This is a genomic window from Chryseobacterium sp. Marseille-Q3244 (assembly GCF_940807095.1).
Classification (GTDB): domain Bacteria; phylum Bacteroidota; class Bacteroidia; order Flavobacteriales; family Weeksellaceae; genus Chryseobacterium.
Window position 1 is genome coordinate 295,001 of record NZ_CALNWX010000005.1, and the last position, 26,739, is coordinate 321,739.

At 35.2% G+C, this 26,739-nt stretch carries 23 protein-coding genes and 1 riboswitch; of the genes, 6 read left to right on the top strand and 17 right to left on the bottom strand.

The window, feature by feature from the left end:
* Position 1 precedes the first annotated feature (1 nt).
* The 4 genes from NBX25_RS11550 to NBX25_RS11565 all read right to left on the bottom strand — a co-directional run bounded on the left by NBX25_RS11550 (position 2) and on the right by NBX25_RS11565 (position 2,283).
* Complete coding sequence (locus NBX25_RS11550) at positions 2-676, bottom strand: superoxide dismutase (RefSeq protein WP_123909210.1); 675 nt, start codon at positions 674-676, stop codon at positions 2-4.
* Positions 677-812: 136 nt separating this feature from the next.
* Positions 813-1,478 carry an SCO family protein gene (locus NBX25_RS11555; RefSeq protein WP_250253706.1) on the bottom strand — a complete coding sequence of 222 codons (666 nt, stop codon included), beginning with the start codon at positions 1,476-1,478 and terminating at the stop codon, positions 813-815.
* Positions 1,465-1,737, bottom strand: a complete 273-nt coding sequence (locus NBX25_RS11560) for a YHS domain-containing protein (RefSeq protein WP_250253707.1) — start codon at positions 1,735-1,737, stop codon at positions 1,465-1,467. The genes NBX25_RS11555 and NBX25_RS11560 overlap by 14 nt, the downstream gene beginning before the upstream one ends.
* 183 nt (positions 1,738-1,920) lie before the next feature.
* Positions 1,921-2,283, bottom strand: coding sequence for a hypothetical protein (locus tag NBX25_RS11565; protein WP_250253708.1), 363 nt, complete (start codon positions 2,281-2,283; stop codon positions 1,921-1,923).
* Positions 2,284-2,576: 293 nt separating this feature from the next.
* On the opposite strand from NBX25_RS11565, the gene NBX25_RS11570 reads away from it, so the two are divergent.
* Complete coding sequence (locus NBX25_RS11570) at positions 2,577-3,095, top strand: GNAT family N-acetyltransferase (protein WP_250253709.1); 519 nt, start codon at positions 2,577-2,579, stop codon at positions 3,093-3,095.
* A 484-nt stretch (positions 3,096-3,579) separates the two neighbouring features.
* Here the strand turns inward: NBX25_RS11570 and NBX25_RS11575 are convergent, their stop codons facing one another.
* From NBX25_RS11575 to NBX25_RS11610, 8 genes are all read right to left on the bottom strand, one after another.
* Positions 3,580-5,568 carry a heavy metal translocating P-type ATPase gene (locus NBX25_RS11575; protein WP_250253710.1) on the bottom strand — a complete coding sequence of 663 codons (1,989 nt, stop codon included), beginning with the start codon at positions 5,566-5,568 and terminating at the stop codon, positions 3,580-3,582.
* A 44-nt stretch (positions 5,569-5,612) separates the two neighbouring features.
* Positions 5,613-6,032 (bottom strand): Fur family transcriptional regulator, encoded by a 420-nt coding sequence (locus tag NBX25_RS11580; protein WP_123869652.1) that lies wholly within the window; start codon positions 6,030-6,032, stop codon positions 5,613-5,615.
* A gap of 18 nt (positions 6,033-6,050) precedes the next feature.
* A complete protein-coding gene (locus tag NBX25_RS11585) occupies positions 6,051-6,953 on the bottom strand; it encodes a cation diffusion facilitator family transporter (RefSeq protein WP_250253711.1) in 903 nt (300 codons plus the stop codon).
* A gap of 14 nt (positions 6,954-6,967) precedes the next feature.
* On the bottom strand, positions 6,968-7,846 hold the full coding sequence (locus NBX25_RS11590; protein WP_250253712.1) for a bestrophin family protein: 879 nt from the start codon (positions 7,844-7,846) through the stop codon (positions 6,968-6,970).
* A 21-nt stretch (positions 7,847-7,867) separates the two neighbouring features.
* Complete coding sequence (locus tag NBX25_RS11595; protein WP_123909218.1) at positions 7,868-8,605, bottom strand: methyltransferase family protein; 738 nt, start codon at positions 8,603-8,605, stop codon at positions 7,868-7,870.
* A gap of 21 nt (positions 8,606-8,626) precedes the next feature.
* Complete coding sequence (locus tag NBX25_RS11600; protein ID WP_123909219.1) at positions 8,627-9,856, bottom strand: efflux RND transporter periplasmic adaptor subunit; 1,230 nt, start codon at positions 9,854-9,856, stop codon at positions 8,627-8,629.
* A gap of 46 nt (positions 9,857-9,902) precedes the next feature.
* Positions 9,903-14,261, bottom strand: coding sequence for a CusA/CzcA family heavy metal efflux RND transporter (locus NBX25_RS11605; RefSeq protein ID WP_250253713.1), 4,359 nt, complete (start codon positions 14,259-14,261; stop codon positions 9,903-9,905).
* A 137-nt stretch (positions 14,262-14,398) separates the two neighbouring features.
* Entirely contained in the window at positions 14,399-14,722 is a 324-nt protein-coding gene (locus NBX25_RS11610) for a DUF6660 family protein (RefSeq protein WP_123909221.1), read from the bottom strand.
* A 262-nt stretch (positions 14,723-14,984) separates the two neighbouring features.
* On the opposite strand from NBX25_RS11610, the gene NBX25_RS11615 reads away from it, so the two are divergent.
* The 4 genes from NBX25_RS11615 (at position 14,985) to NBX25_RS11630 (ending at position 17,499) form a co-directional block, all read left to right on the top strand.
* A complete protein-coding gene (locus tag NBX25_RS11615; RefSeq protein ID WP_250253714.1) occupies positions 14,985-15,608 on the top strand; it encodes a hypothetical protein in 624 nt (207 codons plus the stop codon).
* A 358-nt stretch (positions 15,609-15,966) separates the two neighbouring features.
* Positions 15,967-16,440, top strand: a complete 474-nt coding sequence (locus tag NBX25_RS11620; RefSeq protein ID WP_250253715.1) for a hypothetical protein — start codon at positions 15,967-15,969, stop codon at positions 16,438-16,440.
* 260 nt (positions 16,441-16,700) lie between these two features.
* Positions 16,701-16,916, top strand: coding sequence for a hypothetical protein (locus tag NBX25_RS11625; protein WP_250253716.1), 216 nt, complete (start codon positions 16,701-16,703; stop codon positions 16,914-16,916).
* Positions 16,897-17,499, top strand: coding sequence for a hypothetical protein (locus tag NBX25_RS11630; RefSeq protein WP_250253717.1), 603 nt, complete (start codon positions 16,897-16,899; stop codon positions 17,497-17,499). The genes NBX25_RS11625 and NBX25_RS11630 overlap by 20 nt, the downstream gene beginning before the upstream one ends.
* A gap of 231 nt (positions 17,500-17,730) precedes the next feature.
* Here NBX25_RS11630 and NBX25_RS11635 read toward each other — a convergent pair whose 3' ends face one another.
* From NBX25_RS11635 to NBX25_RS11655, 5 genes are all read right to left on the bottom strand, one after another.
* Complete coding sequence (locus tag NBX25_RS11635; protein ID WP_250253718.1) at positions 17,731-19,224, bottom strand: RagB/SusD family nutrient uptake outer membrane protein; 1,494 nt, start codon at positions 19,222-19,224, stop codon at positions 17,731-17,733.
* An 18-nt stretch (positions 19,225-19,242) separates the two neighbouring features.
* Entirely contained in the window at positions 19,243-22,185 is a 2,943-nt protein-coding gene (locus NBX25_RS11640) for a SusC/RagA family TonB-linked outer membrane protein (protein WP_250253719.1), read from the bottom strand.
* A gap of 83 nt (positions 22,186-22,268) precedes the next feature.
* Positions 22,269-22,365: riboswitch (SAM riboswitch) on the bottom strand.
* 261 nt (positions 22,366-22,626) lie between these two features.
* Positions 22,627-22,959 (bottom strand): helix-turn-helix domain-containing protein, encoded by a 333-nt coding sequence (locus tag NBX25_RS11645; protein ID WP_250253720.1) that lies wholly within the window; start codon positions 22,957-22,959, stop codon positions 22,627-22,629.
* 77 nt (positions 22,960-23,036) lie between these two features.
* Positions 23,037-23,474: a transposase gene (locus NBX25_RS11650; RefSeq protein WP_123858763.1), complete on the bottom strand. Its 438-nt coding sequence runs from the start codon at positions 23,472-23,474 to the stop codon at positions 23,037-23,039.
* A gap of 447 nt (positions 23,475-23,921) precedes the next feature.
* Positions 23,922-25,217, bottom strand: coding sequence for a phage tail-like protein (locus tag NBX25_RS11655; protein WP_250253721.1), 1,296 nt, complete (start codon positions 25,215-25,217; stop codon positions 23,922-23,924).
* Positions 25,218-25,782: 565 nt separating this feature from the next.
* Between NBX25_RS11655 and NBX25_RS11660 the strand changes: the two genes are divergently transcribed.
* The gene (locus NBX25_RS11660; RefSeq protein ID WP_250253722.1) at positions 25,783-26,712 is read left to right on the top strand and encodes a helix-turn-helix domain-containing protein; all 930 of its coding nucleotides are present in this window, start codon (positions 25,783-25,785) and stop codon (positions 26,710-26,712) included.
* Positions 26,713-26,739: the final 27 nt, after the last annotated feature.

Consider the following 26,739-nt stretch of genomic DNA (forward strand, 5'->3'; position numbering starts at 1 on the left):
ATTATTTTTTGCTTAAAGCTTCATCATATCTTTTGCTGACTTCTTTCCAGTTCAGCACATTCCAGATTGCAGAAAGATAATCTGCTCTCTTGTTCTGATATTTCAGGTAATAAGCGTGTTCCCATACATCTATTCCCAGAATAGGAGTTCCTTTTTCTTCTACAATATCCATCAATGGATTGTCCTGATTAGGGGTAGAGGAAACAAAAAGTTTTCCGTTTTTATCCACGGCAAGCCATGCCCATCCTGATCCAAAACGGTCTGCACCAGCTTTACTCATCTTTTCTTTGAAAGCATCCAGACTTCCGAAAGTTTCGTTAATAGCCTTTGCTAATTTTGCAGAAGGTTGAGTATTTTTCTCCGGAGTAAGGATAGTCCAGAAAAGCTCGTGGTTATAATGTCCTCCCGCATTATTTCTTACCGCAGGACTTAACTTGGAAGTTTCAGAAAGAATTTTAAGTAAAGATTCTTTTTCCTGTGGAGTTCCGGCAATGGCTTTATTCAAGTTGGCAGCATATGCAGCACCATGCTTTGAATAATGAATTTCCATTGTCTGCGCATCTATTGATCCTTCTAATGCATTATAAGCATACGGTAAAGGAGTTTGCTTAAACTGAGCCAGTGTAAACTGAGCTGCTAATACAGCTCCTAAAGCAGCAATTTTCATAATCTTCATAATGTTTTGTTATATGGTTAAACAATATTTTACTTTTAGAATGGAAGCTTGAGGCCGGAAGATAGAAGTACTTGAAATTTAAAAAACAATTAAAGAATTGCTTAACGATCAATACTTCCAGCTACCTTTCTTCCCTCTAATTTAATAACTTCTTAATATCCTCAATCAGGATTTCTCTATCCGGATGATATTTTCCATTTAGCTTCGGATTTTTCCCTTCCGGATCCTCATAATTCAATCCTGAATAATAAAGAATCGGCATATTTTCTTTATTATACCTGCAACGAATGTTCCCTTTTTCATCTACCAGGGCAATCATTCCACTATGATTAAGACTTTCTGCATCATCTTCTTTGTCTCCGACATAGATATTGAACTGATCTGCTAATTTACCGATATATGTTCTGTCACCAGTCAGAAAATGCCAGTTAGGAGATGTAGCCCCAATCCTTTGAGCATGTTCTTTCAAAGCTTCAGGAGTATCATTTTCCGGATCTATACTGATAGAAATAATACCGAAATCAGGATTATTGATCTGGTTTTGAACGGCCTTCATATTCGTATTCATCACCGGGCATATCGTAGGACATTTACTGAAGAAAAACTCTACCAGATACACCTTTCCCAGCATATCTTTATTGGTTATTTTTTTACCATTCTGATCTGTCAGTTCAAAATCAGGAACCTTCATCACCGTATAAAGATTCTTTTTAAAGTAACTCATTCCCACTCCTATCCCTAAGAAAAGTAAAGCAAAAATGGCAATCGGAATAATAACCTTAGTCTTATTATTTTTTGGCATAGCTTTCAGGATTTTTTTTGAATTCATCTTTACAATACGAACTACAAAAACCATATACCTTAGCTTTATATACTGCAGTATCTTTTAAAGAGCCTGCCGTTTTCATGTGACAAATAGGATCTTCTTCATTCACTACATGGACATTTTTTATATTTTCCCCTGAAGTGCTCATATTCATTTTATGTTTGACCTGAGGTTCTTTTGTACACGACAACAGGACTATTGACAGCAAAGCCGTCAAAATAATTGGAAATTTCATTTTAATGATTAATTAAAATTAATACTATTGAGTAAAATTACGGAACTAAACAATACATTAAAACAACCATACGATTCGTTGAAATCGCATAAAAACCAATTAAAAAGGCCTTTAAGGTAAATCTATAATGAATTGTTTACAACCATTTTAGCTTTAAACTAAAATACTAGTTCAATATAAATATTAAACTAAAGGAGGGTGGAATATCCTTGAAAAATAGTCTGTAGAATAGGAATCAAAGTAATCTGAAGCCGGAGCTTTACCTAACGGTTCAGGATCTTTTTTATTCGGGAAAGAAAGGATTTCATTAGAGATAAAAACATCCAATCCTGCAATCTTTACCGTTTGTGAAGTATTGGACTGCTTTTCTGTTTTTGCCAGTTCTTTCTCCACATAACACTTTCCTTTACAGGTAGACTGAGGGATTCCTCTGTTTTCACAAAGGTTTTTCACAATATAATCATAATTCACGGCATAGTTTATCAGAGGCAGAACAGGACGTACTGCAACCGTAAAAATGATAAATATGGAAATGAATAATCTCAATTCTTCTGTTCTGTAGTTACAAATATACTACTTCAAAACTGTTTTACCTCTCATTTATGATGAATGTCATTAATGAATCTTTCCAAAGAGTTTTTAAAGATTATGCGGGTTATATCTGCAATAAAATTGAATCCTGTCTATTTAATCGCCACCAATACACAAATTATTTTACTTGCATAAGTCTAAGGATCTACGCGTTTAAAAAACTGTTACCTAATAAATCCATACAACTGTATCTGTTCTCATTGTGATATTATAACGACCTTTGGTTATTAGGCTTCAGAATCTATCTCATGATCCAAATCAGAACTGCTACCATAGAAGATGCACAACATATTGCACTACTGGGAAGAATAACCTTCACAGAAACATTTTCGGACTATTTCCGTGATCCAAAGGATCTATTTGATTATTTTGAACGAACCTTCAGTGTAGCTAAAATCAGGAATAGTATTCAGAATCCTAATAATAAATTCTGGATTGCGTTCTGGAACGAACTTCCGATTGGATATGCCAAACTAAAAGTTAATTCTCCAACAGCGTTTATTGATTCTACCGCTGTTTCTCAGTTACAGAAAATTTATGTACTGAAAGAGTTTTTGGATAAAAAAGCAGGAAAGGCATTGATGGATGAACTGATGGATTCTTTTGAAAGGTCTGAACAGCAATATATCTGGTTATCCGTTCTGAATTCTAACGAGAGAGCATTACATTTTTATGATAAAAACGGCTATTCCAGAATTGGCGAGCATCAGTTCAGTATAGGGAAAGAGGATTTCAATTTCTTTGCCTTATCAAAACAAAAAATTTAGTTCTTTATAAAAGTTTAATCTTGTTAAGCTCTGTTGTTTTTTTCGACAGGGCTTTTTCTTTGTTGCTATTTTTTTTGGAATACGCAAGGACGCGAAGAGTTTTTAAAATATTGTGTTTTAAGGCGCTAGGATTTTATCTGCGATAAAATTGAAAACTGCATATTTTGATGCCAAGTATACATGAATAATCTTACTTACGCACAAAGCCTATGCATCTATGTGGTTAAAAAAAATTAAACCTCATAGATACATAGAAAAGACTTTTTGAAAACAAAATCATTTTATTCTTGCATTAGTGGCAAATTAGGAAGTTTCTCTTACTGAAAATCTTTGATTTTCTTGCGCCTTAAATATGTATATTTAGGTAGAAACCTTTGCGTCCTTGCGTATTCCAACAAACATTTTATTAATATTCATAAAAAAAGACCCTGCTGTAGCCAGCAGAGCCTTCATTAATATAATATAGTTGTATGTTTTTGGGTCTTTAAAACTTCATTCTCTGAATTCTTACTGCATTTAAAATAGCCAGTAAAGCAACTCCTACATCAGCAAATACAGCCTCCCACATTGTTGCTAAACCTCCTGCACCAAGCACAAGAACTACTGCTTTCACAGCAAAGGCAAGGATAATATTCTGCCAAACGATCTTTTTCGTTTGTTTACCGATATTGATGGCCATCGGAATTTTACTTGGCTTATCATCCTGAATAACAACATCTGCAGTTTCAATAGTAGCATCACTTCCTAAACCTCCCATCGCAATTCCTACATCGCTTAAAGCCACTACCGGAGCATCATTCACTCCATCTCCTACGAAGGCTACAGTCTGATTTTTGGCTTTAATCTCTTTCACTTTATTCACTTTATCCTCTGGAAGAAGATCTCCGAATGCATTATCAATTCCCAGCTGATCGGCTACATATTTTACAACAGTCCCTTTATCACCACTCAACATGGTGGCTTTTACTCCCATTTTATGAAGATTATCCACGGTTTCTTTAGCATCTGCTTTAATGCTGTCTGCAATGGTAATATAACCTGCAAACTTTTTATCATACGCTACCGCAATAAGTGTGTATACAATATTAGCATGGTTAATATCATAGCTGATATTGAACTTATCCATTAATTTAAAATTCCCTACCAGAAGTTCTTTTCCATTGACAGTCGCTTTTAATCCATGCCCGGCAATTTCTTCTACATTTTCCATGGGAATGGAATAATTGATATCTCCTACATAATTGTGAATGGCTGTGGCTACAGGGTGTGTACTTTTACTTTCCAGCAGGTTAACCAGCTGCATGATTTCGTCTTTATTGAACGCAGCATTCATGCTTACTTCCTGAACTTTGAAAACACCTTCTGTCATGGTTCCGGTTTTATCCATCACCACATTCTGAATTTCTGCGATAGCATCCAGGAAATTACTTCCTTTAAACAGAATCCCATTTCGGCTGGCTGCTCCGATTCCACCAAAATAACCTAATGGAATAGAAATTACCAGGGCACAAGGACATGAAATTACAAGGAAGATCAACGCTCTGTACAACCAATCTCTAAATTGATAATCACCAACAAAGAAATAAGGTAAGAAAGTGATTCCTATGGCCAGAATTACAACAATTGGGGTATAAACTTTTGCAAATTTTCTGATGAATAATTCTGTAGGTGCTTTTTGAGCGGTTGCATTCTGAACCAACTCTAATATTTTACTTAATTTACTATCTTCATAAGCAGTAGTTACCTTTACAAGAGCAATACTGTTCATGTTAATCATTCCTGCCAATACTACTTCACCTTTATTTTTGGTATCCGGCTTACTTTCACCTGTTAAAGCAGCTGTATTGAATGATGCTGAATCAGAAAGCAGTTCTCCGTCGAGTGCAAGCTTTTCACCGGGTTTCAGTTGAATAACATCACCAATTTTTGTTTCTTTAGCTTTAATGGTTTTAGGCTGATTATTTTCCATGATCGTAACCTCATCTGGTCGTTGATCCAATAAAGCCTTGATATTTCCTTTGGCTCTGGTTACCGCCATTGATTGGAAAACCTCTCCTACTGCGTAAAAAAGCATTACCGCAACACCTTCAGGATATTCTCCAATGGCGAAGGCACCAATAGTAGCGATACTCATCAGAAAGAATTCTGAAAACACATCTCCTTTAATAATACTTTTAAAAGCATCTTTTAATACTGGAAATCCTACAGGGAGATAAGCTGCCAGGAACCATACTAAGCGCACCCATCCTGTAAACCAGGCGGGTTTTATATAGTTGTCAAAAGCGATTCCTAATAATAAAATTACAAAAGATATAATCGCCGGAAGAAACATCTGAAAGATGCTCTGATCTCCGGTGTCATGGGAGTGACCATGTCCGTCGTGGTCATGATTATGTCCATCTCCTTCTGAATGATTATGAGTATGTCCTTTTGGATCTTTTTTTTCCGGGGTTGTACTACAGCATTTTTCCATAACTGATATTTTTATACAAATTTAGGGGTGAGACTGATGCAATGCTATTGCAAACTTTCAAGACAATTTTCACAGATTCCTTTGGCAAAGAGCCTTATTTCATCAATCCGGAAATTGGTTTGTATGTTTTCCGGAAAGGAAATATCTTCTTTACAGGTTGTCTGCTTACATATTTTACAATAGAAATGGAGATGCCAGTCTTTATGTGTTTTTTCATCACAATCATCATCACACAATTTGTATTTTGTAGTCGTATTTTCCTGGATGCTGTGAACAATTCCTTTTTCTTCAAAGGTTTTTAATGTTCTGTAGATGGTAATTCGGTCTGCATTCTCAAAGTGATTTTCTATTTCAGACAAAGACAGGGCAGCGTCCTGCGAGCTTAAAAAATCATATACCAAAATCCTCATACTGGTTGGCTTGGTATTTTTATCAATGAGTTTGTTTTCTATATCTTTTTTCATTTTTAATCTTTTAAAATATTACAGATGTACTTCATTTTCTTCGTACCCTTCCTCCTCGATCTGAAAAGTTGTATGGTTTATTTTAAAATTTTCAACAGTGGTATCCGTCAATGTTTTTAATAATTGGTTCGGAGAGACTCCCTTATCTTTAACAACGTGAGCACTCATTGCATTCACACTTGAAGTGAGCGACCATACATGCAAATCGTGAACATTCTTCACTCCCTGAATCTGTTCCAATGATTTTCGTAATTCATGAATATCTACGTCCGTTGGTGTTCCTTCCAACAGTACATTGATAGCTTCTTTCAACAGCCTCCATGTTCTTGGAAATATCAATAATCCGATGGCTGCAGAAATCAATGGATCCGCATAATACCATCCTGTTGTCAGCATAATAATTCCTGCAATCATTACTCCAACAGAAGTGAGCATATCCGAGAGTACTTCAAAATACGCTCCTTTCATGTTCAGACTTCCTTCTGAATCTTTTCTAAGGATCATCATTCCGACAATATTTACCAATAATCCTATTCCTGCTACAATCAGCATGGATTTACTTTGTACTTCCGGTGGATTCTGAAACCTTCTATAGGCCTCAAATAATACATATATTGAAATTCCCAGCAAAACAACAGCATTAATAACCGCAGCTAATATTTCGGTACGGTAATATCCATAAGTTCTGGAGGGATCTGCTTTTTTTTCGCCAATTTTTATGGCAATAAATGCAAGCAATAGTCCTACAACATCGGTGAGCATGTGGGCGGCATCCGCTAGTAATGCAAGACTATTGGTAACAATTCCGCCTATGACCTCAGCAATAAGATAAGTTCCGCTAAGACATAGTACAATCAACAGATTTTTTTTATGTCTGCTTGCTGCGGAGGGAGTTTGTATTTGTGTTTTGGTATTTTCCATAGCTAATGACTTAATTACATTTCATAATAGGATGTATTTTCTTTTTTCAAAGGAACGTTTTGTTCACCAATCATTTGTCTGATATTGATTTCTATGGTTTGTGCCAGAGAAGTCATTGGGGTGTCCACCGGTCTGTTTTCAAATGGGTCCTGCATCATAATAGACGTTTTTTCTATGGTAATAAATACAATCGGAACCAGGAAAGTAACAAGAATTTCTACAATCAGCTGTGAGTCATCTAACCCAAATGGAAGGATTATCGCAAATACATAGATCAAAGTATGAACTAAAACACTATATGATCTTGGAAAAACGGTATTCTTTAATCTTTCACATTTTCCCATGCTGTCGCAAAGTCTTGTCACCATATCATTCAACTGCATCTGTTGGAAATCCGTCAATTTTGAATTTCCTATTTCCTTAAGCTGTCTGGAATGACCATCCAGAAGGGCATTGGGAATATTAACAGCACTGATCTGGTTTTCTTTCAAATAATTCTGAACTTTATCTGAAAAAGGCTGTTTTCTCAATGATTCTCCTAACGCATACGTCCAGATGATCTGCCTTTCTGCAAAATCTCTGACCGTTTTATGATCTTCCGCCGGCAAAAACTGAATAATCTGTCTAACAAATGTTCTGGAATCATTCACAATGGCTCCCCATACCGTTCTGGCTTCCCACCATCTTTCATAAGACTGAGAGGTTCTGAAAGCCAGCAGTAAAGACACCGCCGTCCCCAAAAGAGCAGGAATATTCAGAGGAAGTGAAATCTTCCGAAACCATGGCAACATATCCAGAAGTCCGATCGCTATCGCAAATATTCCGATGAACAGAATTTGTGATTTTATTTCACGAATGAAATACCAGACTGATATTTTTTTGTTTAATAACATAATTCAATTTTTTAATTGATTTTACCTTGTATTTTCCAGATAGAATGTTCTTGTTTTAATTATTTTAAGGACGATATAGATGAGCATGGTGACAATACAGCCAATCATAAAAATCATATTATAATGATCGTGCTCTTTTATCCATTCGCCAATTAAGTCAAAGACCATAAAAATTAAAAAAACAGCAAAAAGTCCATTTTTTTCTTTCTTAATTACCTTTTTGATACTGAATGATAACCTGTTGCTAGTAAACCTCCCTAATTTAGGAATAAAAACCGGTACTTTATCTGCCCAGGCTCTATAATTATTTCCAAATTTTCTTTCAAGAAACTGCTCTTCGGCATAAATGATTCTTTCGTAATAGATCCAATAGAAAAGGATAAAGGATATGATAAACCAAATATTTTCTGTCATAAGTGCAGGTCCCAGCCACATAAAAAAATTACCTAAATACAGAGGGTTTCTTACCATACTGTAGATTCCGGTAGTATTAAGGGTATCGGCAACCTGCCCTTCCGCAGTATTTCTTCCTGAGGTATTTTTGGGAGTATACCCCACAGTATATATTCTGATTGCTAAACCTACAAGGCTCACGAGTAGGAACAGAAATTCATAATAGATGATACAGTCCGATGTTTTCTCCTGCAAATTGGTTTGAATAAAAACAATTAATCCTACAAATAAAATTCCTATCGGAAGGAAACTCCGGTATTTAAATAACCAGTTCCCTTGTTTTTCAAGTTCTTCTTTTAAGGCCATTTTTTTAATTCTATTTTATTATTAATGTTCGTGCTCTCCTGAATTCACTAATTTGGCATTCACAAAAAAGGCAGATTTCACTACTATTTTAGCGTTATCCGGAATATTCCCAACTGGAGTAATAGCAGTATATCCCATATCCGAAGTTCCTTTCACTACTTCTATTTTTTCAAAGTTTAAAGTTTTAGAATGTGGTTTTCCTTTTTCGTCATGTTCTTCCTCCATTTTTTTATCAGTCTGAATAAAGACATAGAATTTCCCGTCTGCCTCTACGATGGCTTCGGTAGGAACAGCAGGTGTTGTGCTCTTATCAAGGCTTACAATCCCGGTAATATTCATTCCATCAATCAATCCGGCTTTATTTCCGATCACTTCGCAGTGCATTGAAATGGTTTTGCTCTCATTTTCAAAAGAAGAGCCAATGCTATAAATTTTTGCATCGTATTCTGTTTCGGGATTATTGGTCAGTTTGAAATGCACAATCTGTCCTACTCTCATCTTTGGAAGATCTTTCTCAAACACCTGAAGATCCAGGTGAATAGAACCGTTATCAATTACTGTAGCCACAGGAGATGAAATATCTACATAGCTTCCTATCTGTGCCGTTATCCCACTAATTGTACCACTGATTGGGGCGGTAATTACCAAACCGGACCTCATGTTACCATTGTTTACATTTCCCGGATTGATTCCCATCATTTGAAGTTGTTTCAAAAGGGACGCTCTTTTGGTTCTTAGGGTTTTCAGTTCTGCATCGGCATTTTGAAGATTCTTCTTAGCTCCGGCATCATTATCAAAAAGCTCTCTTTGTCTTCTGAATTCCTGCTCAGCATAAGTAATTCTGCTATTGGTGGTTAAATAATCTTCCTGCAGTTGAATATACTCAGGATTGGCGATTGTTGCAATCACTTGTCCTTTTTTCACAATGCTTCCTACCTGAATGTTTATTGTTTTAATAATACCTCCATACAGGGAAGTGATGGTTGCTTTATTACTGTTGGGTACACTCAGGAGACCATTGGCCTTAATTGTAGAGGTGAGTTCTTTCATTTCTACTGATCCTAAAACAACACCCACAGATTTCATTTGCTCCTCCGTTAAAGAAGCAATGGTTTGCGGTTCTTCTTCATGCGCAGGTGCTTTCTGTTCTGTTTTTTCAGGAGCTTTTTCTTCTGCAGCTTCTTTTTTTCCGCAGCTTACCGCCAACAGAGAGATGAGTACAAAGGCTATGATATTATATTTGAGTTTCATATTTGAATTTTTATTTATGCTAAGGTCGTATGCAATCGACTTCATATTATTTATTAATGATTGAATTAATAGTCACTACAGCCTGATTTACCTGCTGAATGGATTCCAGATATTTTAACTGAATATTGGTTGCTGTTTGCAAGGCAAAAAGGTATTCTACATAGGAGATTTCTCCAGTTTTATATCCTAACTGAGCTGCTTTTACAATTTTTTCAGCATTGGGCAACGCCTGATTGGTATAGTAATCATATTGCTGTATATCTTGCTGGTATTGATTAAAAGCATTTTCCAACCGGGCAGTAAGCTGCTTCTTTTGCATTCTTGCATTGGTTTCCGCTACCTGCTTATCATATTCCAGTGCCTGCATTCTTGCTTTTGTAGCTCCAAATGTCAGTGGAATTGCCACTCCTACCGTTGCCGACTGAAAACGTTTTCCTGAATCATAAAAATTCTCCTGTCCATTGATGGTATGAAAACCTATCAGTGACTGGTTGGTATATCCCAAACTAAAATCAGGCAACCCTGTTGCTTTCTCAACCTTTTTATTCTTCTCCGCAATTTCCATTTCCTGATAGAAAGCTTTTACTGTAGGATTATTCGCAACTACGCTACTATCCAAAACATTTTCAGCTTTCAGAGGTTCATAGTTTGTATTGAACGGAACTTCCAAATTTTCAGAAGTATTCAGAAGGGTTTTTAAATTTTTATATGCATTATTTAGGTACACTTCATTCTGTCTTAATAACAAATCGATTTCTCCTTTTTGGGTTTCTGCCGTATTGATTTCGATCTTCTTGATATCCCCTGCTTTGAATCTTACGGTTGCAATTCTGATAAATTCATCATAAAAACCGGCAAGATTGGTCAGTTTTTCTTTATTATACTGAAAATACTCAATCTGATAATAATAAGTACGAACGTCTTTAATCAGTTCGTTGATGGTAACTTCTTTATCAATCTGTCTACTCTTAATATTTTCATTGATGAGCTCTTTTCTGGCTTTAAATAACGTTGGAAAAGGGATACTCTGTGAAATGGCAAAAGACTGGTCAAACTTCGGACTGTTGTACTGCCCTAGCTGCGCATCAAAGCTTAATTTGGGAAGTTCTTTAGCCGTTGGGCGCAAAGCTTCTGCTGATTTAATGCTTAAATCCTTTGATTGTAAGGTTAAATTATTGTTGATCGCCATCTGAACTGCTTCTTCCGCAGAGATTGGTCTGGACTGCGCTTTAAACGTCTGTCCCAGCATCATTAGTCCCAATACTAGAATGATGGTAAATGATTGCATATTCTTATTCTTTCTCTTCAAGACCTTTGTGTTAAAAATAATGTACAGCATTGGCAGAACAAATAAAGTAAGGAAGGTAGCCGTTACCAAACCACCAATAACTACGGTTGCCAATGGTTTTTGTACTTCTGCTCCTGCTCCTGTTGAAATAGCCATCGGTAAAAATCCAAGTGAAGCTACTGTTGCAGTCATCAGAACAGGTCTTAGCCTTGTTTTCGTTCCTTCAAAAACGCGCTTTAAAATATCGGTTTCACCATCTTTTTCAAGTTGATTAAAGGTTCCGATCAGTACAATTCCATTAAGTACTGCAACTCCAAACAATGCAATGAATCCAATTCCGGCACTGATACTGAATGGCATATCTCTTACTAAAAGTGCAAAAACACCTCCAATCGCACTCATTGGAATAGCTGTAAAGATCAAAGCAGCTTGCTTGAATGATTTAAATGTAAAATACAACAACATAAAAATAAGCAGTAATGATACAGGAACTGCAATCATCAGACGCTTACTGGCCTCCTGAAGGTTTTCAAACTGTCCGCCATAGGTAAAGTAATATCCGGATGGTAATTTCACTTTATCCAGTTTGGTCTGAATATCTTTTACCACACTTTCCACATCTCGTCCTTTAACGTTAAAACCTATTACAATTCTACGTTTTCCCTGCTCACGGCTAATCTGTGCCGGGCCAAGTTTATAATTTACATTTGCAACCTGCGACAACGGAATCTGAGCTCCAGTAGCTGAGGTTATCATCAGGTTATTCACATCCGAAATATCGGTTCTGTGAAGACTGTCAAGGCGGACTACCAAATCAAAACGTCTTTCATTTTCAAAAACCTGCCCGGCAGCTTTCCCAGCAAAGGCAGTACTTACTGCATTGTTGATATCTTCTATATTCAATCCGTAATTGGCAATTCTGGTTCTGTCATATTGTACATTGATCTGCGGCAGACCACTTACTCTTTCAATCTGAGGTGCAGTAGCTCCATCCACCGTCTGAATAATCTTTCCAACCTTATCAGCATACACTGCTAACGAATCTAAGTTTTCACCAAATATTTTCACCGCAACATCCTGTCTGATCCCTGTCATCAATTCATTAAAACGCATCTGAATAGGCTGGTTTTTCTCAAAAAACACTCCGGGAATGGTTTCCAGTTTTTCACTGATCTCATCTGCCAGCTCATTGTAGGATTTTTTGGTCTTCCATTCGCTTTGTGGCTTTAAAACCACAATCATGTCGGTAGCTTCTGGCGGCATTGGGTCCGTAGGAACTTCAGCAGATCCGGTTTTTCCGACTACCATTTTCACCTCATCAAATTGTTTGATAATTCTTGAAGCCTGCATTGAAGTTTCTATACTCTGGCTAAGTGAACTTCCTTGTGGCAGGATACAATGGAATGCAAAATCTCCTTCCTGTAGCTGTGGAATAAATTCTCCCCCCATATTTTTAAAGATAAATGCTGCAATCACAAAAACGGCTACTGTTGCTGAAACAATAATGTATTTAGCTCTAATTGCTTTTTGTAACAATGGTTGATAAACCTTCTGTATTGCATTCATCATTTTATCTGAAAGCGTCTCTTTATGTGAGATTTTTTTAGATAAAAATAATGCACTCATCATCGGAATATAGGTAATGGATAATATCGTAGCTCCAATGATTGCAAAACCTACCGTTTTAGCCATTGGCGTAAACATTTTTCCTTCTACTCCTGCCAGTGTAAGAATCGGAACATAAACAATCAGAATGATAATCTGTCCGAAAATAGCACTGTTCATCATTTTAGAGGCCGCAGTCCCCACTTCCTGGTCCATTTGAACCTGGGTCAGCATCCCTTTATTTTTATTGTGAAGCAAATGCAAGGTTGCTTCAACGATAATAACAGCTCCATCCACAATAAGTCCAAAGTCTATTGCTCCTAAACTCATCAGATTGGCACTTACCCCAAAGACATTCATCATTCCCAATGCAAATAACAAGGAAAGCGGAATGGCTGAGGCTACAATAAGTCCTGCTCTTAGGTTCCCCAGGAAGACTACAAGAACAAAAATTACAATTAGGGCTCCTTCCATCAGATTTTTCTCAACAGTACTGATGGCTCTATCTACCAAATCTGTCCTATCCAAAAATGGTTCAATGACTACATCATCTGGAAGAGATTTCTGAATGGTAGGAATCTTTGCTTTAACATTCTCTACCACCTCGTTACTGTTGGCACCTTTCAGCATCATCACTACTCCTCCTACAGCATCTACTTTTCCGTTATACGTCAAAGCTCCGTATCGAACAGCACTTCCTAGACGAACATCTGCCACGTCTTTCACAAAGATAGGAACACTACCTGTTTCATTTTTTACGGCTATATTTTTAATATCCTCTAAAGAAGACACCAACCCTATCCCTCTGATAAAGTAAGCATTAGGCTTTTTATCAATATAAGCCCCTCCGGTATTTTGGTTATTTTTTTCTAACGCAGTAAATATTTCGGTAATACTTGTTCCCATCGCCTTCAGCCGGTTGGGATCAATGGCTACTTCGTATTGTTTTAATTCTCCTCCAAAGCTATTGATTTCAGCCACTCCGGGTGTTCCGTTAAGCTGTCTTCGAACAATCCAATCCTGCATGGTTCTAAGTTCCTTGGCATTGTATTTCTTTTCGCTTCCTTTTTTAGGGTGAAGAATATATTGATATATTTCCCCAAGCCCTGTACTTACAGGAGCCAATTCAGGAGTTCCTACTCCTTTGGGAATTTCCTCAACGGCATTTTTTAATTGTTCATTGATGAGCTGTCTGGCAAAGTAAACATCAACATTTTCCTTGAAAACTACTGTAATAACAGAGAGTCCAAATCTTGAAATACTTCTTGTTTCCTGAATATCCGGAACATTAGCAATACTCTGCTCAATGGGAAACGTTACCAATTGTTCCACCTCCTGTCCTGCCAATGTAGGACAAGCCGTAATAATTTGAACCTGATTATTGGTAATATCCGGTACGGCATCAATGGGTAACTTGGTAGCACTCCATGTTCCCCAAATAACCCATACCAAGGTCATTATCCCAATGACAGCCTTGTTCTTGATACTGAATTTTATGATTTTATCTAACACGATTTTTATTTAATTTTATTGAAAATATAGGCATACAGTATAGAATACTGCAGCAAAAATATCATGAAAACCTCTGCAATGGTATTGCAAAGTTTCAAGTAGGCTTAGAAAGCATAACTTTCTAACAATCAATAAAATTAAATTTTAGGAGGCTGCCAGATAGGATCGTATATCTGGTAAGCGAAGTCGTTTTTGTGAAATAAGATCTTCTTTGAAAAATAAGCAGGAATCTGCTCAGGGAGTTCCAATAAAGGATCCATTTTAAATGCAGAAACCGTCATCTGGCAACAGCTGCAAGCACACAATGGTGAGCAAATATCTCCTTGGTCTGTAGAATGAGTCTCAGAAATACTTAAAGAAATACTTTTGTTTCCTGAATTTAATGGATGAGACAAGTCTTCACATGGCATCAATGATAACGCCATGAAATAAATTGCCAGTATCCATCTTAACAGATTCATTGTTACAAAGGTAAAGATTTTTTATAAAACAGGTAATCCATAGAATTTTAAATATATGACAAAAATTAAAAAAAATTAATCTTTACCGTTTTTTTTAAAAACCATATTTATCATTCAATTGTTATTTATTTTCAAAATAAATGCCATACTTATTAACGGTCTCAATCAAAACAACCAAAAATTCTAAAAAAAAGCATAATACATAGAATAGATCTCAAATAAGCACTCATTATATTTGTAAGAAAAATAACCATGATCAAAAATGATGAAACAATTAATTTATCATACAAATATGGCTGGAAATTTTAATTTATTAAAAATGGATAAGAATTTAAAGTATATAGTGTTTTTTATTTTGTTAGTTCTCCTAACTTCTTGCAACAAGGAAACATCAGAAGATATTGGTCGTGATATAATAAATCAAAACTTACCTATTATATTAGATTCTATAGATAAATATTATACCTTAACTGATGAAATTTTGTTGAATAAAGAAAAACGCCAAAATACCATAAAAATTGAAAATTATGTTAGCTATGATAGTTTTTTCTTTGAAGAATGTGAATTTTGTCAGGGTATAATGAGAAATGATAGATTAAATGTTGACTCTATGTATTTCACCAAGTTCAAAATAAATAATATTCCGATAAAAAAAATTGACGGATATAATATTGTATTAGTAAAGCCTAATAAAGGATTTTATGGGATCAGAAAAACAATTGAGATCTCTTTAAATAATTTATATATCTACAAAAACCAAAAAAAAGCTTTCTTAGTTGTTGACAAAATAGCAGCTAATTCCAAAGGAGGTAAAACAGAAATTTATTTTTTTTTAAAAAAAGGTAATAAGTGGAAATTTTACGAGAAAAAATTATTGTTTCTATAACAGGGTACTTCATTTTTGATAGTGATAACTGTTTTGCATGAGCTTCTACACCAGAGAAGAGCTTATAATATAACAGAATATTTATATTTTAATAATAATAAATTCCGGTCTCATTTTGAGACCGGAATTTTATTTTATTAACAAGCTTTTAAAATCCCCGCTATGCAAAGTCTCCAGACTTTGAGCCAATAAATAATAGTAATTTTATAAACATTCCCCACAGTCGTGAGAAGAAGGTTCTTCGACGAAAGCGATGTGGATTCAACTATTATTACATCAATCATCACTTTATAAGCATGCCATTACAAACAATTCCATATATTGGAAGATATAAATGGTTGAAATAAATTTAAAAGTCATGAAAAATACTATTTTATTCCTTTTGGTTTTATTTATTTGTTTTTCCTGTGGAAAAAAATGTTCCAATGAACAGATTTTAATAACTATAAATTATGCGGGAAATCAAGATAGATATGAAGAATATTTTTTACTAAATTATTCATTATCTGAAAAGTTAGCGCTTAATCAATCTGAGTATAGGGTACAAAATAATTGTATGTTACAAAATATCAAGAGCTATGCTCAATTACATAACTCAAAATTTGTTCATAAACTTAATAAATTAAAGGTTGTTATTATTGAAAAAAATGTTAAAAAACAATATTTTTTCAATGCTACAGATGGAATTAGGTTTATTGATTTTCTGGAAAAAGAGGTTTATATATCTCCTGATAACAAGTATTTTAATGATCAATATTTTAAAAAAGAAGTTCTACCAGTATTAAGGAGTGAGTTGAAATTCTATTCGGGAAAAGAATATATGTACGACTAAAATTAATTCAAATACAATAAAAACTTAAGGGCTATATCTGCTATTAAATTTGCATTGTATCAATCATAAATTCTTGCCTCATTTTGAGGCAGGAATTTTATTTTATAACCTAGGTTATAGAATCCCCGCTACGCAAAGTCTCCAGACTTTGAACCAATAAATAATAGTAATTTTACAAATGTTCTCCAAAGTCGGGAGACTTCGGAGAGCAGGAGTCTATAAATGTTTCATCACCTAAACCATATGGAGTTGATGTTGAAATGGAACCTTTTATAAGTCCATCGAAAGTACACTTGGGACAGGCAGCAGGTGGTAATCGTGGTGGTGGATATATAGAATTTACAGTCCCTAAATCGGGGGTAACCCCTACTCCTCATATTGGTGGTACAGAAAATTCTGGCAGAATTCTGATAGAAGGTCGTATGCAATTGGATATAAGAAGTTTGAACCCAAAATATGTTAAACGTTGGTGGTAGCCTTTTTAATGAAAATATGAAAAAAATAAAATTAGAATATAACCTCTGTGTATTTTTATTTGCTTATTTAAATCAAGCAGACTTATCATTACACAGAGCAGGATGGACAAGCATCAGAGAATTGAAAAATTTTTATTCAAATCAGGTAAACCCTAAAGAAGTAGTAAATTTTTTAATATTAAATGCTGATATAAATGTTAATAAATTAGAATATTATTACGGAATAAAAGAGTATGGTTTTAAAAACATCATACTTTCCCGAATAAATTTTTTACTAGGATTTCCTCCTATCTTTCTTAAGGATGAAATTTATTACATATGCAAAAAATTATTAGATTTTGCAGAGATGCTTGAAAAAGACACTGAGGTTCATCCATTGGAAATGGAAAAATTAAGAATAGAGCTATCAAAATTTTCTTTTGATATATTAAGGTATAAAATATCTCATAAAGATTATAGTAAAACATTAAAAATTGAACATTACATGCAACATGATGGGCTACAGGACATTAAAATCAAAGAATTTATAAAAAAGCTTCCTGATTCCCCCGCTGCGCAAAGTCTCAAGGCTTTGAGTAAATAAATAAAAGTAATTTATAAACATTCTCCAAAGCTGGAGACCTCGGAGAGTAGGGTTCTTTGGCGAAAATAATGTTTGTATTATCTTTTGTCAAAGTATATAAAAATTAATTACAAACAGAACTTTTTTATTGATACAATGATAAATGGCTGCCTTATTTTAAGGCAGTCATTTTATATAAAAAACCACCGCAAAAGCGGTGGCTAAAAAATCAAATCTAATATGGACTATAGATTATAAATTGGGATTATTTTCAATCTCTTTCAATGGAATACTGAATAAATAATACGGACTATTCGGAACAAACGGAGTCTTATTCGGAAGATCAAATACGCTATGCCCTTTTCCATCAACTGTTTTTACTGTTCCATTAGAAGTGGTCACCTGAACTTTAATAGGCTTTCCTTCTGCATCTACAAATGGCTTTCTTTCCACTGTTCCCTGCGTTCTGATAATATCTGAAAGTGAGAAGCCTTCTCCAAACAATTCTTTTCTTCTTTCAATCAAAACTTCATTTACCACATCATTTTGTGCTAATGAACCTGTATAAGCATTAGCATTTCTTGCTGCTCTTAATTGATTTAAAACAGCTACTGCCTGAGCTGGATTTCCATTTCTTGCTTCTGACTCAGCTTCAATCAGGTACATTTCAGCCGCTCTCATATAAACAATATCTGCAATAAGTGTTGACTTAAACTTGAATTTAGCATATCTCAACAATCCTTCCCTTGCTGGAAGTCCATCCCATGAAAATAACTCAGATCTGATATCATTGCTATCAAACAGTTTTTTAAAATAAGGATCGGCCATGAAACTGTAATAATAACTCCCTGATGAAGACACATCCAGATAATGGAAGGCATAACTTGCATCCGACATCTCTTGCGTCTGTGCATGCCCCCAGATCCATTCTCCATTATTAATATCATTGAACCCTTCCTTATATTTTTCCGGAGTCATCAATGCAAAACCTTCTCTTGCTGTTTTTGCAGCAGCAGCAGCTTTAGTCCATTCTCCGGTATTCAAATAAACTCTTGCTAAAATCCCGTTGACAACGTTACGGTTGATCTTATCCTTTTTATTTCTTGTATAATTCTTCAATAAGTTATCAGCATCCGTAAGATCACTTTTAATCAAAGTATAAATATCTTCCAGGCTGGATTTTTTCTTTGCAACACTGCTTGTTGATGAAGGCTCCGTATAGATTGGAGCCGTTAAAGCCGATTTATCTTTTAGGTAACTGAACTGATAAAAACTGGCAATATTCAGATAACAGAACGCACGCAATGCTTTTGCCTGACCTTTTACCTGATCTTTCTTTGCCTGGCTTCCCTCTGCTGCATCAATTTTGGCAATAACATTATTCATATTATTGATGGTGGAATACAACATTGTCCAGATAAATAAAGGACGGGCTGCTGTATTATTCACCATTTCTGTAAAATCATAGGTCGATGAAAAGCCATACTTATTGGTTAACACAGCTACATCGCTTCCCATAGCATCACTTGCTCTTAATACAGTTGAGTACCCGATATTAGCAAAAGTAGTTCCGTCATTATTGAATTTCGCCCAGGTTCCGTTAATTACTGTTTCTGCACTTTCGGCTGTTTTGAAAACTTCTACACTATTCGCCTGATCCGTAGGAGCAGTATCCATCTCACTTTCACAACTTGTGAGTGACCATAATCCAATTAATGCAAAAGATAAATATTTTAATTGTTTCATTATTTCAAATGTTAAGGGTTAAAACGTTGCCTGAAGACCAAAAGTAATCGTTCTCATAGCCGGATATCTGTAATATGTGGTCCCGTCCAGTGCCTGTTCAGGGTCCATTCCTTTATGTTTATAGAAAGTCAGAAGATTCTCTGCCTGAACATAAATTCTGAACTTCTTCAATCCAATTGTTTCAAAATAATCAGATGGTAATGTATATCCTAAGCTTACATTCTTAAGCCTTGCATACGTTCCTGAATAAAGAAACCTTGTAGAAACCGAAGTCCAGTTATTCGTTTTTGTATTTAAAGCCGGAACATCTGTATAAGGATTGTCAGGAGTCCATCTGTTTAGCATTTCCGTACCCCATGCGCGTCCACCTAAGTTTCCACTGTGTAAGATTGAAGTATAATCTGTGTCCAGAATCTTCCCCCCAATCTTGAATGTCAATAATGCAGAAAAATCAAAATTCTTATAATTAATGCTCGTACTGACTCCTCCAGTTAACTTAGGCAGAGCAGAACCTTGCAGCATTTTTGTAGCCTTGGCATATTCTGAAGTTGTTCCTTCCACCGGATTTCCATTAGCATCCTTTGTAATGGTTTTCCACAATGGTTTTCCATTACTTGGGTCTACTCCTACCCATTCCGGAATAAAGAAATCATATACAGATCCCCCTTCATTCAATTGTTTGGTTGTTCCTACCACAAGAGGACCTTTAGGCAATTTAGTTACCGTATTGTTTAAGGTGCTCAGATTAATATCCACGTTCCATTGGAAGTCCGTATTTTTAATAGGTGTTGTGAATAATGAAAATTCAAAACCTGTATTCTTTATTGTTCCAATATTGGCCGGATAATCAGTGATCCCTAAAGACGGAGCAACCGGTACATTAAAGAGGAGGTCTTTACTTTTTCTTTCAAAATATTCTACGTTTCCTTTAATTCTGTTATTAAGAATGGCAAACTCAAGTCCTACATTCAAATTAAGATTGGTTTCCCATTTCAGATTAGGAGTTCCTACTTTCTCCAACGTTTTTCCAGGCTCACCAGCTAGAGGTGAGTCCCTGTATAATTCCTGATAAGCATAATAAAGGCTCTGTCCATTGGGCCTTAATAATTTATCATTCCCCTGTCCTCCATAGCTTGCACGTAATGTCAACTGATTGAAGAAATTTAGATTTTTAATAAATTCTTCATTTGAAAGTTTCCATGAACCTCCTACAGACCAGAATGTCCCCCATCTGTTATCTTTTGAAAATCTTGAAGAACTATCAGCTCTTGTAGATGCAGATAAGAAATATTTATTATCAAAATCATACTCCACCTTTCCAAGGAAACTCAACAAGCTTAATTTATCACTATTCCCTCCAAAATCCACTAACAGAGAGGCTGCATCAGGCTCATAGTAGTTGGGTAATGAGAAACCTTGTCTGCTACCGGAAATAATTTGGTAATCATATTTATAAAATTCATGACCTCCCAATACATTAATATGATGTTTTCCAAACCTCTTATCATAAGTCAGAATATTACTGGTCGTATAGGAAAGTGTTCTGCTATTCGCTTTTCTTACAGATCCTCCGGTCTCCTTTCCTTGTCCAAGAAGCGGATTGGTATAAAAATGCTCATTAAAGCTAACAAGATCAACAGAAAAACTTGTTCTAAACTTCAGCTCCGGAAGAAATGTAAACTCCATAAATCCTTTCCCTGAAAAATTATCGATCTTATTTTCATTTTTATCCAATGGTAAACTTGCCGCTAAATTTTGATTCTGAAGTGCCGCAGTAGGTCTGTATCTTCCAAAATCATAAATCTTGTTCCCTTCCGCATCCACTACATAAGATCCATCCGGATTTCTTTCATAATAAGGATAAAAAGACGGAATTGCCCTTGCCGCCTGAATAATATTACTCGCCTTAGAATCTGAAGAACTTGGAGCCTGCTGAATACTGTTCGTGTAACTTAAGTTCGCTCCAACATTCAACCATTTTTTAACTTCAGAATTTATTTTTAATCTCGTACTGTATCTTTTAAACCCAGATTCAATAGCCATTCCTTTATCATCTAGATAACCTAATGAAAAGAAATAATTACTTTTTTCATTTCCCCCGCTGATGTCTAGATCAACCTGATTTCTGGAAGCAACTCTTTGAAGAACATCTCTCCAGTCATCATTCCATAAAGCTCTCGCCCCCGGTAATAATTTCCCGTCTGTTCCCACTGGTTTTGGATAATTAGCTCCATAAGGATTAATTGATAATCCGGTACCAGATACAATATTGTCTGTTGCCATCTGTGCTGCCTGTTGTGCAGAAATCTGACCGGATTGGTATCCGTTTCTCATTGCCTCCCAATACAATTGGAAATATTGATCCGTAGTGACCTGCTCATAATCTTTTACCGCTCTGCCTGAAAACCCCTGGCTGATGTTAAGGTTTACCCTGGCTTCTCCTTTTTTACCGGATTTTGTGGTAATGATAATAATTCCGTTCGCTCCTCTTGAACCATACAAAGCACTTGCCGTAGCATCTTTTAAAACACTGATGGATTCTATATCATTAGGACTGATCGCATTGATGTTTCCGTCAAAAGGAATCCCATCCACAACGTATAAAGGCTCACTGGAAGCACTAACCGAACCTACCCCTCTGATCCTGATCGTAGAAGTAGCTCCAGGCTGTCCTGATGCACCGGTAACCTGAATTCCGGGAACCTGTCCTTCCAATGCTTTGGTAATGTTGGTCACAGGTCTGTTATTGATTTTATCACTGGAAATTGTTGCTACGGAACCGGTGTAGCTATTTCTTTTTGCTTTTCCGTAAGCCACCACAACCACTTCATCAATTTCCTTTTCTTTAAGAGTATCCTTTTTCGGTTTGGAATTTTGCCCGCTTACACTTACAATTCCTAAGAAAAATACAGCAACGGGTGGAATCCAAATTTTAGAATTAAATAGATTTTTATTAATCATAATCAATTTTATTTACCATATATTAAAATTTTGCCCTTTACTGAAAAAACAGCAAAGGGCATCGATAAATACGATAAACCAAATGCTTATTTTTCCTTTAAAGGCTGAATGTAACACCTTACATAACGCAGGTTGTCAAGACTTCGTAGGGTCAGTTCCCTCCATCTTTCTTTATAAGCCGATCGAAATATGGTTGCAAATCTATAAACTTTTAGTCTACAAAACAAGTAGACTTATAAAATTTTCATGATAATTTTTCAAAATTTATTATAATATTTTATTAATACCCACCACTATAAGACCTTAAATAAATTATCATTTTAATAAATATGATAAATATCATTAAATTGTATTTAATGATAAAACCATCTCATAATATCAAAAAAATGGTGCCTAAGCACCATTAAATTAAAATCTCTAAAAACCGTTTTAAATGTAAAATTATTGATTACATTCAAAACTTTTTTTCCACTTTGCTAAAGTATTTCTACTCATTTTAAATTGATTCGCCATTTGAGTATTATTATATCCATGGTCTTTTTGAAAATTTAAAATTTTTATAATAGCAGACTTATCATAAGACTTATGTCTTTGATTAAATTTTTCTGTTTCAATTCCTTCTAATCCGAAGACAATTTCATTAAGCTTAAGAACATCCAATGCCGTCAATCTTTTTTTTTGTAAAATAGGCGCACATATTTCAAGTTTTTGAGGATGCTTCATGGCAATGATATCAGTATAAATTCTTATATAATCAGGAGCTTGTTCTATCATATATTCAATGTTTTTAATTTAATATTTCAGTGCATGAGCCAACCATTTATTTCTAACTATCAAAATGAAAAACCTACTTAAGATTTATCATACTTACTAGCCCATTTATAAAGTGTAGTTTTAGGAATCTTGTATTCCTCTATTACCTGTTGCTTTGTTTTCTGCCCGGTACTGATAAGTTCCAAAACAAAATCTATTACTTCTTTAGTATATACATTCTTCCGAAACTGCGGAAGAGAAGAATCCTTTTTGGGACTAACTGTATTATATCCCATATTGGCTTGCGGTGCAAATATGATGATATGCTGGGTATAGATTCTAAAGAAATCATATTCTAAAAGCTTACTCCATCTCAACAGAACTTCCGTATCCAGACTTTTTTGCATAAACATTTCATACACCTCATCGTCTGTTATATTAAGAAAATTGCAAACCCGAATCATTGAAATTCCCAAGCTCTCATATCTTTCCTTAATACACGCTCCTATATGAATGTTTTTAAAATCAAATACCATTATTTAAAAATTACATATTGATAAATTAAAAAATCAGGCAGAATTAAGATTCATCACCAAAATATGGAAATTAGCAAGATGAAAAAATCACAATTATAACTGGACGTTCTACCTGATATTATTTATTTCATTCAGTCCCAAAAATAATATCTTCTTATGTATGACTGCTTTACAACATCATCTTCAAAGAAAAGGAGAAGGCATCTGCGGCTTTCAAACATCTTTTGAGGCACAGCATAGCTCCAAATCTCTGAATGCCAATAGTTAAAACCATGTCCTAACATTGAGACGATTTCCTCTTTACTCTTATTAAGAAAAATCTCCGGCTTAATCAGCTGTAAATCCTTATATAAATACTTCATTATACAGTGCATATTATTAAATCAAACTAAGAAATCATTGCGTCTATCCGTCTTCAGGATATCACCTCATGATAACGAAACTTGATTAATATAGCCTTTGGATAGATAAATAGATATCTCTGGTATCATCTGCGGTTGTAGCTGTATTCTTATTATCCACAATTGGGAAGTAATACACTCTATACCACTTATCATCCAATGAAAGGTCCATCGTCAAAACCTCCTGATGTGCTGAACCACCACTGCCTGTTACCCTTGGTGTGCTTGACCCTACCATATCATTATATCCTAAGTTATAATAAATCCCGTTATCCAATTCCACAAATGCAGAAGGAGCAAGAGAGGTTCCACTCCCTGTTGGTATACTTGGTGCCAAAAGATAATTTCCAGCATTGAACCTATCCACAGTCGTGAGGGCACTGAACCAAAACTTCACTGGTGATGAAGAGACATTAACCATTCTCGGATACATTGTAACCGACTGAGGTCCAACACTAGAATCTGCATTAAACCAGGCATCGAGCCTTAGTTTCCCACCCAAAACAGGAAGGTCAGGCATATAGGCACTCATCCAAACATTGGCAGGCCCTGCAGGTAAAGTAGCTTTATAGTAAATCAACTCTCCAAGCCCAATACCATCACCCCCTCCTACTATTGCGGAGCAGGATTTTCCACCAATATTTATTGGGAAAGTTGTAGTAATGGGACTGGTAACTGTTGGGGTACCTGCCACCGTATAACTCAATGTGCCTGCTCCAGAATTAAAATTTCCTGAGGAAAGAGTTGCTGTAAGCCCATTCACGGGTCCTATGGATTGTGCAGGATAAGTTCCTCCATTTCCTCCTGTATAAGGAACATTCATGGTTCCCGTATAGGGAGTCCCGGCAGTGTAAGTACTTGGTGATAATGTCACCCCATTACATACAAGAGCTCCAATAGTCCCAGGGGTAAGTGAACTGTTATTAAGTGATCTCCATTCCGTTCCGTTCCAAAAGACATAACCTACATAATTAAGTCCGGCTGTTCCCAAATTAAAAGCCAGCAACCCCACCGCTGGTGAAGCAATTGTAACCTGATCTGTTGGCGAGGTAAGGGCAACCTTAGGTCCTAAAAAGCCCTTCTTATTCCCGGAAGCCAATCCATCGACATTCACATCCAGCATGGCTGAAGCATTGGGGGAAACAGTTCCGATCCCAACTCTTCCCGTTGGAGTCACCGTAAAGTCATTGGCCTGCTGCAACGCAGTGGGAACTCCTGTAGTAGGATTATCTTTTGCCCCATCAATATGGAAGATTCCTTGTGGGTTGGTAGTATTAATCCCCACTTGGGAAAATAATACCCCGGAAACAACAAACATAAGTAAATGTATTCCTTTTCTCATTTTAATTGTATTTTTATTTTGGTTAGAAAATTGATAAAATATTTCATTATATACTTCATCAGTATTAAAAAATCATCATTTGTGTTTTATTTATTGGATGACATTTGTGTTCTTAATTATTGACTATTACATGGTATAAAGGATTGATTAACTTCTCTTGAATTTCTAAATCATAAATTATTTTTTACCATAAGATTTTATTGTTAAAGATAACCTCAAAACTATTTTTCTTTTCTTTATTTAAATTTTTGTCATAAATTCGAAAAATATATTTGAAAGAAAATTCATAAAAACTATTATAATAACCTAAGATTAAAACTTCATTTATAATCAATCTTTTTTGATTTTGTAACAAGCTTTTTGCAAAGTTATTCCTTAAGAAGATTCAAAAAAAATCAACTATAAATGATAATCTAGAAATTGATTTAACATTCATAAAAATCTCAAAATCAGATAATTAAAAGAATGATTTATTAGATTTCATTAACAATTATTATAATATTTAATTTAAATGTCCACATTGAAAATAAAAAAAGACCAGATACATAGGTTAAAACTGGAACTGATGGATAGATATGTGATTCTTATGATTTCTATCTTAGGAGTCTACTCCATCATTTTTATTTTTTTTATACCCGACAAAATTCTATCCTGGTATCTGCCGACAGGGATCTTATTCTTAGGATCCGGTTATTCATTTGCACGAAAAAGATTTTCTCCCAACCTCATTGTAAATACTTATCTCATACTTGCCCCCATATTCGGTTTTTATCTCATGCTTGCTTTTTGGGAAAATTCTGTAGCCAGCTTCTCATGGTTATTACCCATTCCTTTAGGAGCTTATATTTTTTTTTCTAAAAAAGGCACCATAAAGTATGTTGCGTATACTCTGATCATAATTATTACAGCCAGTATCACCGCTGACAATTTGAAATATGCCTTTCCAAAGCATACTCAAAGGGAGGTCATGTTTACAGACATCAATTTATTTATTTCAAATATTCTGGTCGTATCCTTATTGATTTATTACAAAGACAAAATCAAAAAGCAAGAAATACTGGAACATGCAGATTCACCGCCTCTCCCAAAGGCTAAACCTTATGAACCCAAAAGCGCAACAGACATTGCAGATATTGAGGGCATGGAAAAATTATTTGAAAGAATAGAAACAGCCATGAACCAGGAAATGCTTTTTAAGGATGTTAAATTGAACCTTTCACGATTAAGCGTTGTGCTAGATGTCAACAGTTCTTATATTTCTAAAGCAATTCGATATAAAGGACATTCTAATTTCAACATTTATCTCAATACCTATAGAATCAACTATGTAAAAAAACTTTTAGAAGAAATTGATTTTCAGAAAACTACTCTCATGTATGTCTATACTGAAGCAGGGTTTTCAAATCAATCTACATTCAATAGAGTTTTTAAACAAATTGAGGGAATCACTCCTTCAGAATATATTCAACAGAACTTAAAAATTGATGACAATTAGGATGTATAGTACAGTCCATTTCCCGTC

Bases quoted from the DNA above. Each gene is read 5' to 3' on its own strand.
- NBX25_RS11615 (WP_250253714.1), top strand. From the start codon at position 14,985: ATGATGAAACAATTAATTTATCATACAAATATGGCTGGAAATTTTAAT.
- NBX25_RS11575 (WP_250253710.1), bottom strand. From the start codon at position 5,568: ATGGAAAAATGCTGTAGTACAACCCCGGAAAAAAAAGATCCAAAAGGA.
- NBX25_RS11560 (WP_250253707.1), bottom strand. From the start codon at position 1,737: ATGAAATTTCCAATTATTTTGACGGCTTTGCTGTCAATAGTCCTGTTG.
- NBX25_RS11640 (WP_250253719.1), bottom strand. From the start codon at position 22,185: ATGATTAATAAAAATCTATTTAATTCTAAAATTTGGATTCCACCCGTT.
- NBX25_RS11570 (WP_250253709.1), top strand. From the start codon at position 2,577: ATGATCCAAATCAGAACTGCTACCATAGAAGATGCACAACATATTGCA.
- NBX25_RS11620 (WP_250253715.1), top strand. From the start codon at position 15,967: ATGAAAAATACTATTTTATTCCTTTTGGTTTTATTTATTTGTTTTTCC.
- NBX25_RS11655 (WP_250253721.1), bottom strand. From the start codon at position 25,217: ATGAGAAAAGGAATACATTTACTTATGTTTGTTGTTTCCGGGGTATTA.
- NBX25_RS11645 (WP_250253720.1), bottom strand. From the start codon at position 22,959: ATGATAGAACAAGCTCCTGATTATATAAGAATTTATACTGATATCATT.
- NBX25_RS11625 (WP_250253716.1), top strand. From the start codon at position 16,701: ATGGAACCTTTTATAAGTCCATCGAAAGTACACTTGGGACAGGCAGCA.
- NBX25_RS11580 (WP_123869652.1), bottom strand. From the start codon at position 6,032: ATGAAAAAAGATATAGAAAACAAACTCATTGATAAAAATACCAAGCCA.
- NBX25_RS11550 (WP_123909210.1), bottom strand. From the start codon at position 676: ATGAAGATTATGAAAATTGCTGCTTTAGGAGCTGTATTAGCAGCTCAG.
- NBX25_RS11650 (WP_123858763.1), bottom strand. From the start codon at position 23,474: ATGGTATTTGATTTTAAAAACATTCATATAGGAGCGTGTATTAAGGAA.
- NBX25_RS11630 (WP_250253717.1), top strand. From the start codon at position 16,897: ATGTTAAACGTTGGTGGTAGCCTTTTTAATGAAAATATGAAAAAAATA.
- NBX25_RS11660 (WP_250253722.1), top strand. From the start codon at position 25,783: ATGGATAGATATGTGATTCTTATGATTTCTATCTTAGGAGTCTACTCC.
- NBX25_RS11610 (WP_123909221.1), bottom strand. From the start codon at position 14,722: ATGAATCTGTTAAGATGGATACTGGCAATTTATTTCATGGCGTTATCA.
- NBX25_RS11555 (WP_250253706.1), bottom strand. From the start codon at position 1,478: ATGCCAAAAAATAATAAGACTAAGGTTATTATTCCGATTGCCATTTTT.
- NBX25_RS11600 (WP_123909219.1), bottom strand. From the start codon at position 9,856: ATGAAACTCAAATATAATATCATAGCCTTTGTACTCATCTCTCTGTTG.
- NBX25_RS11635 (WP_250253718.1), bottom strand. From the start codon at position 19,224: ATGAAACAATTAAAATATTTATCTTTTGCATTAATTGGATTATGGTCA.
- NBX25_RS11585 (WP_250253711.1), bottom strand. From the start codon at position 6,953: ATGGAAAATACCAAAACACAAATACAAACTCCCTCCGCAGCAAGCAGA.
- NBX25_RS11590 (WP_250253712.1), bottom strand. From the start codon at position 7,846: ATGTTATTAAACAAAAAAATATCAGTCTGGTATTTCATTCGTGAAATA.
- NBX25_RS11595 (WP_123909218.1), bottom strand. From the start codon at position 8,605: ATGGCCTTAAAAGAAGAACTTGAAAAACAAGGGAACTGGTTATTTAAA.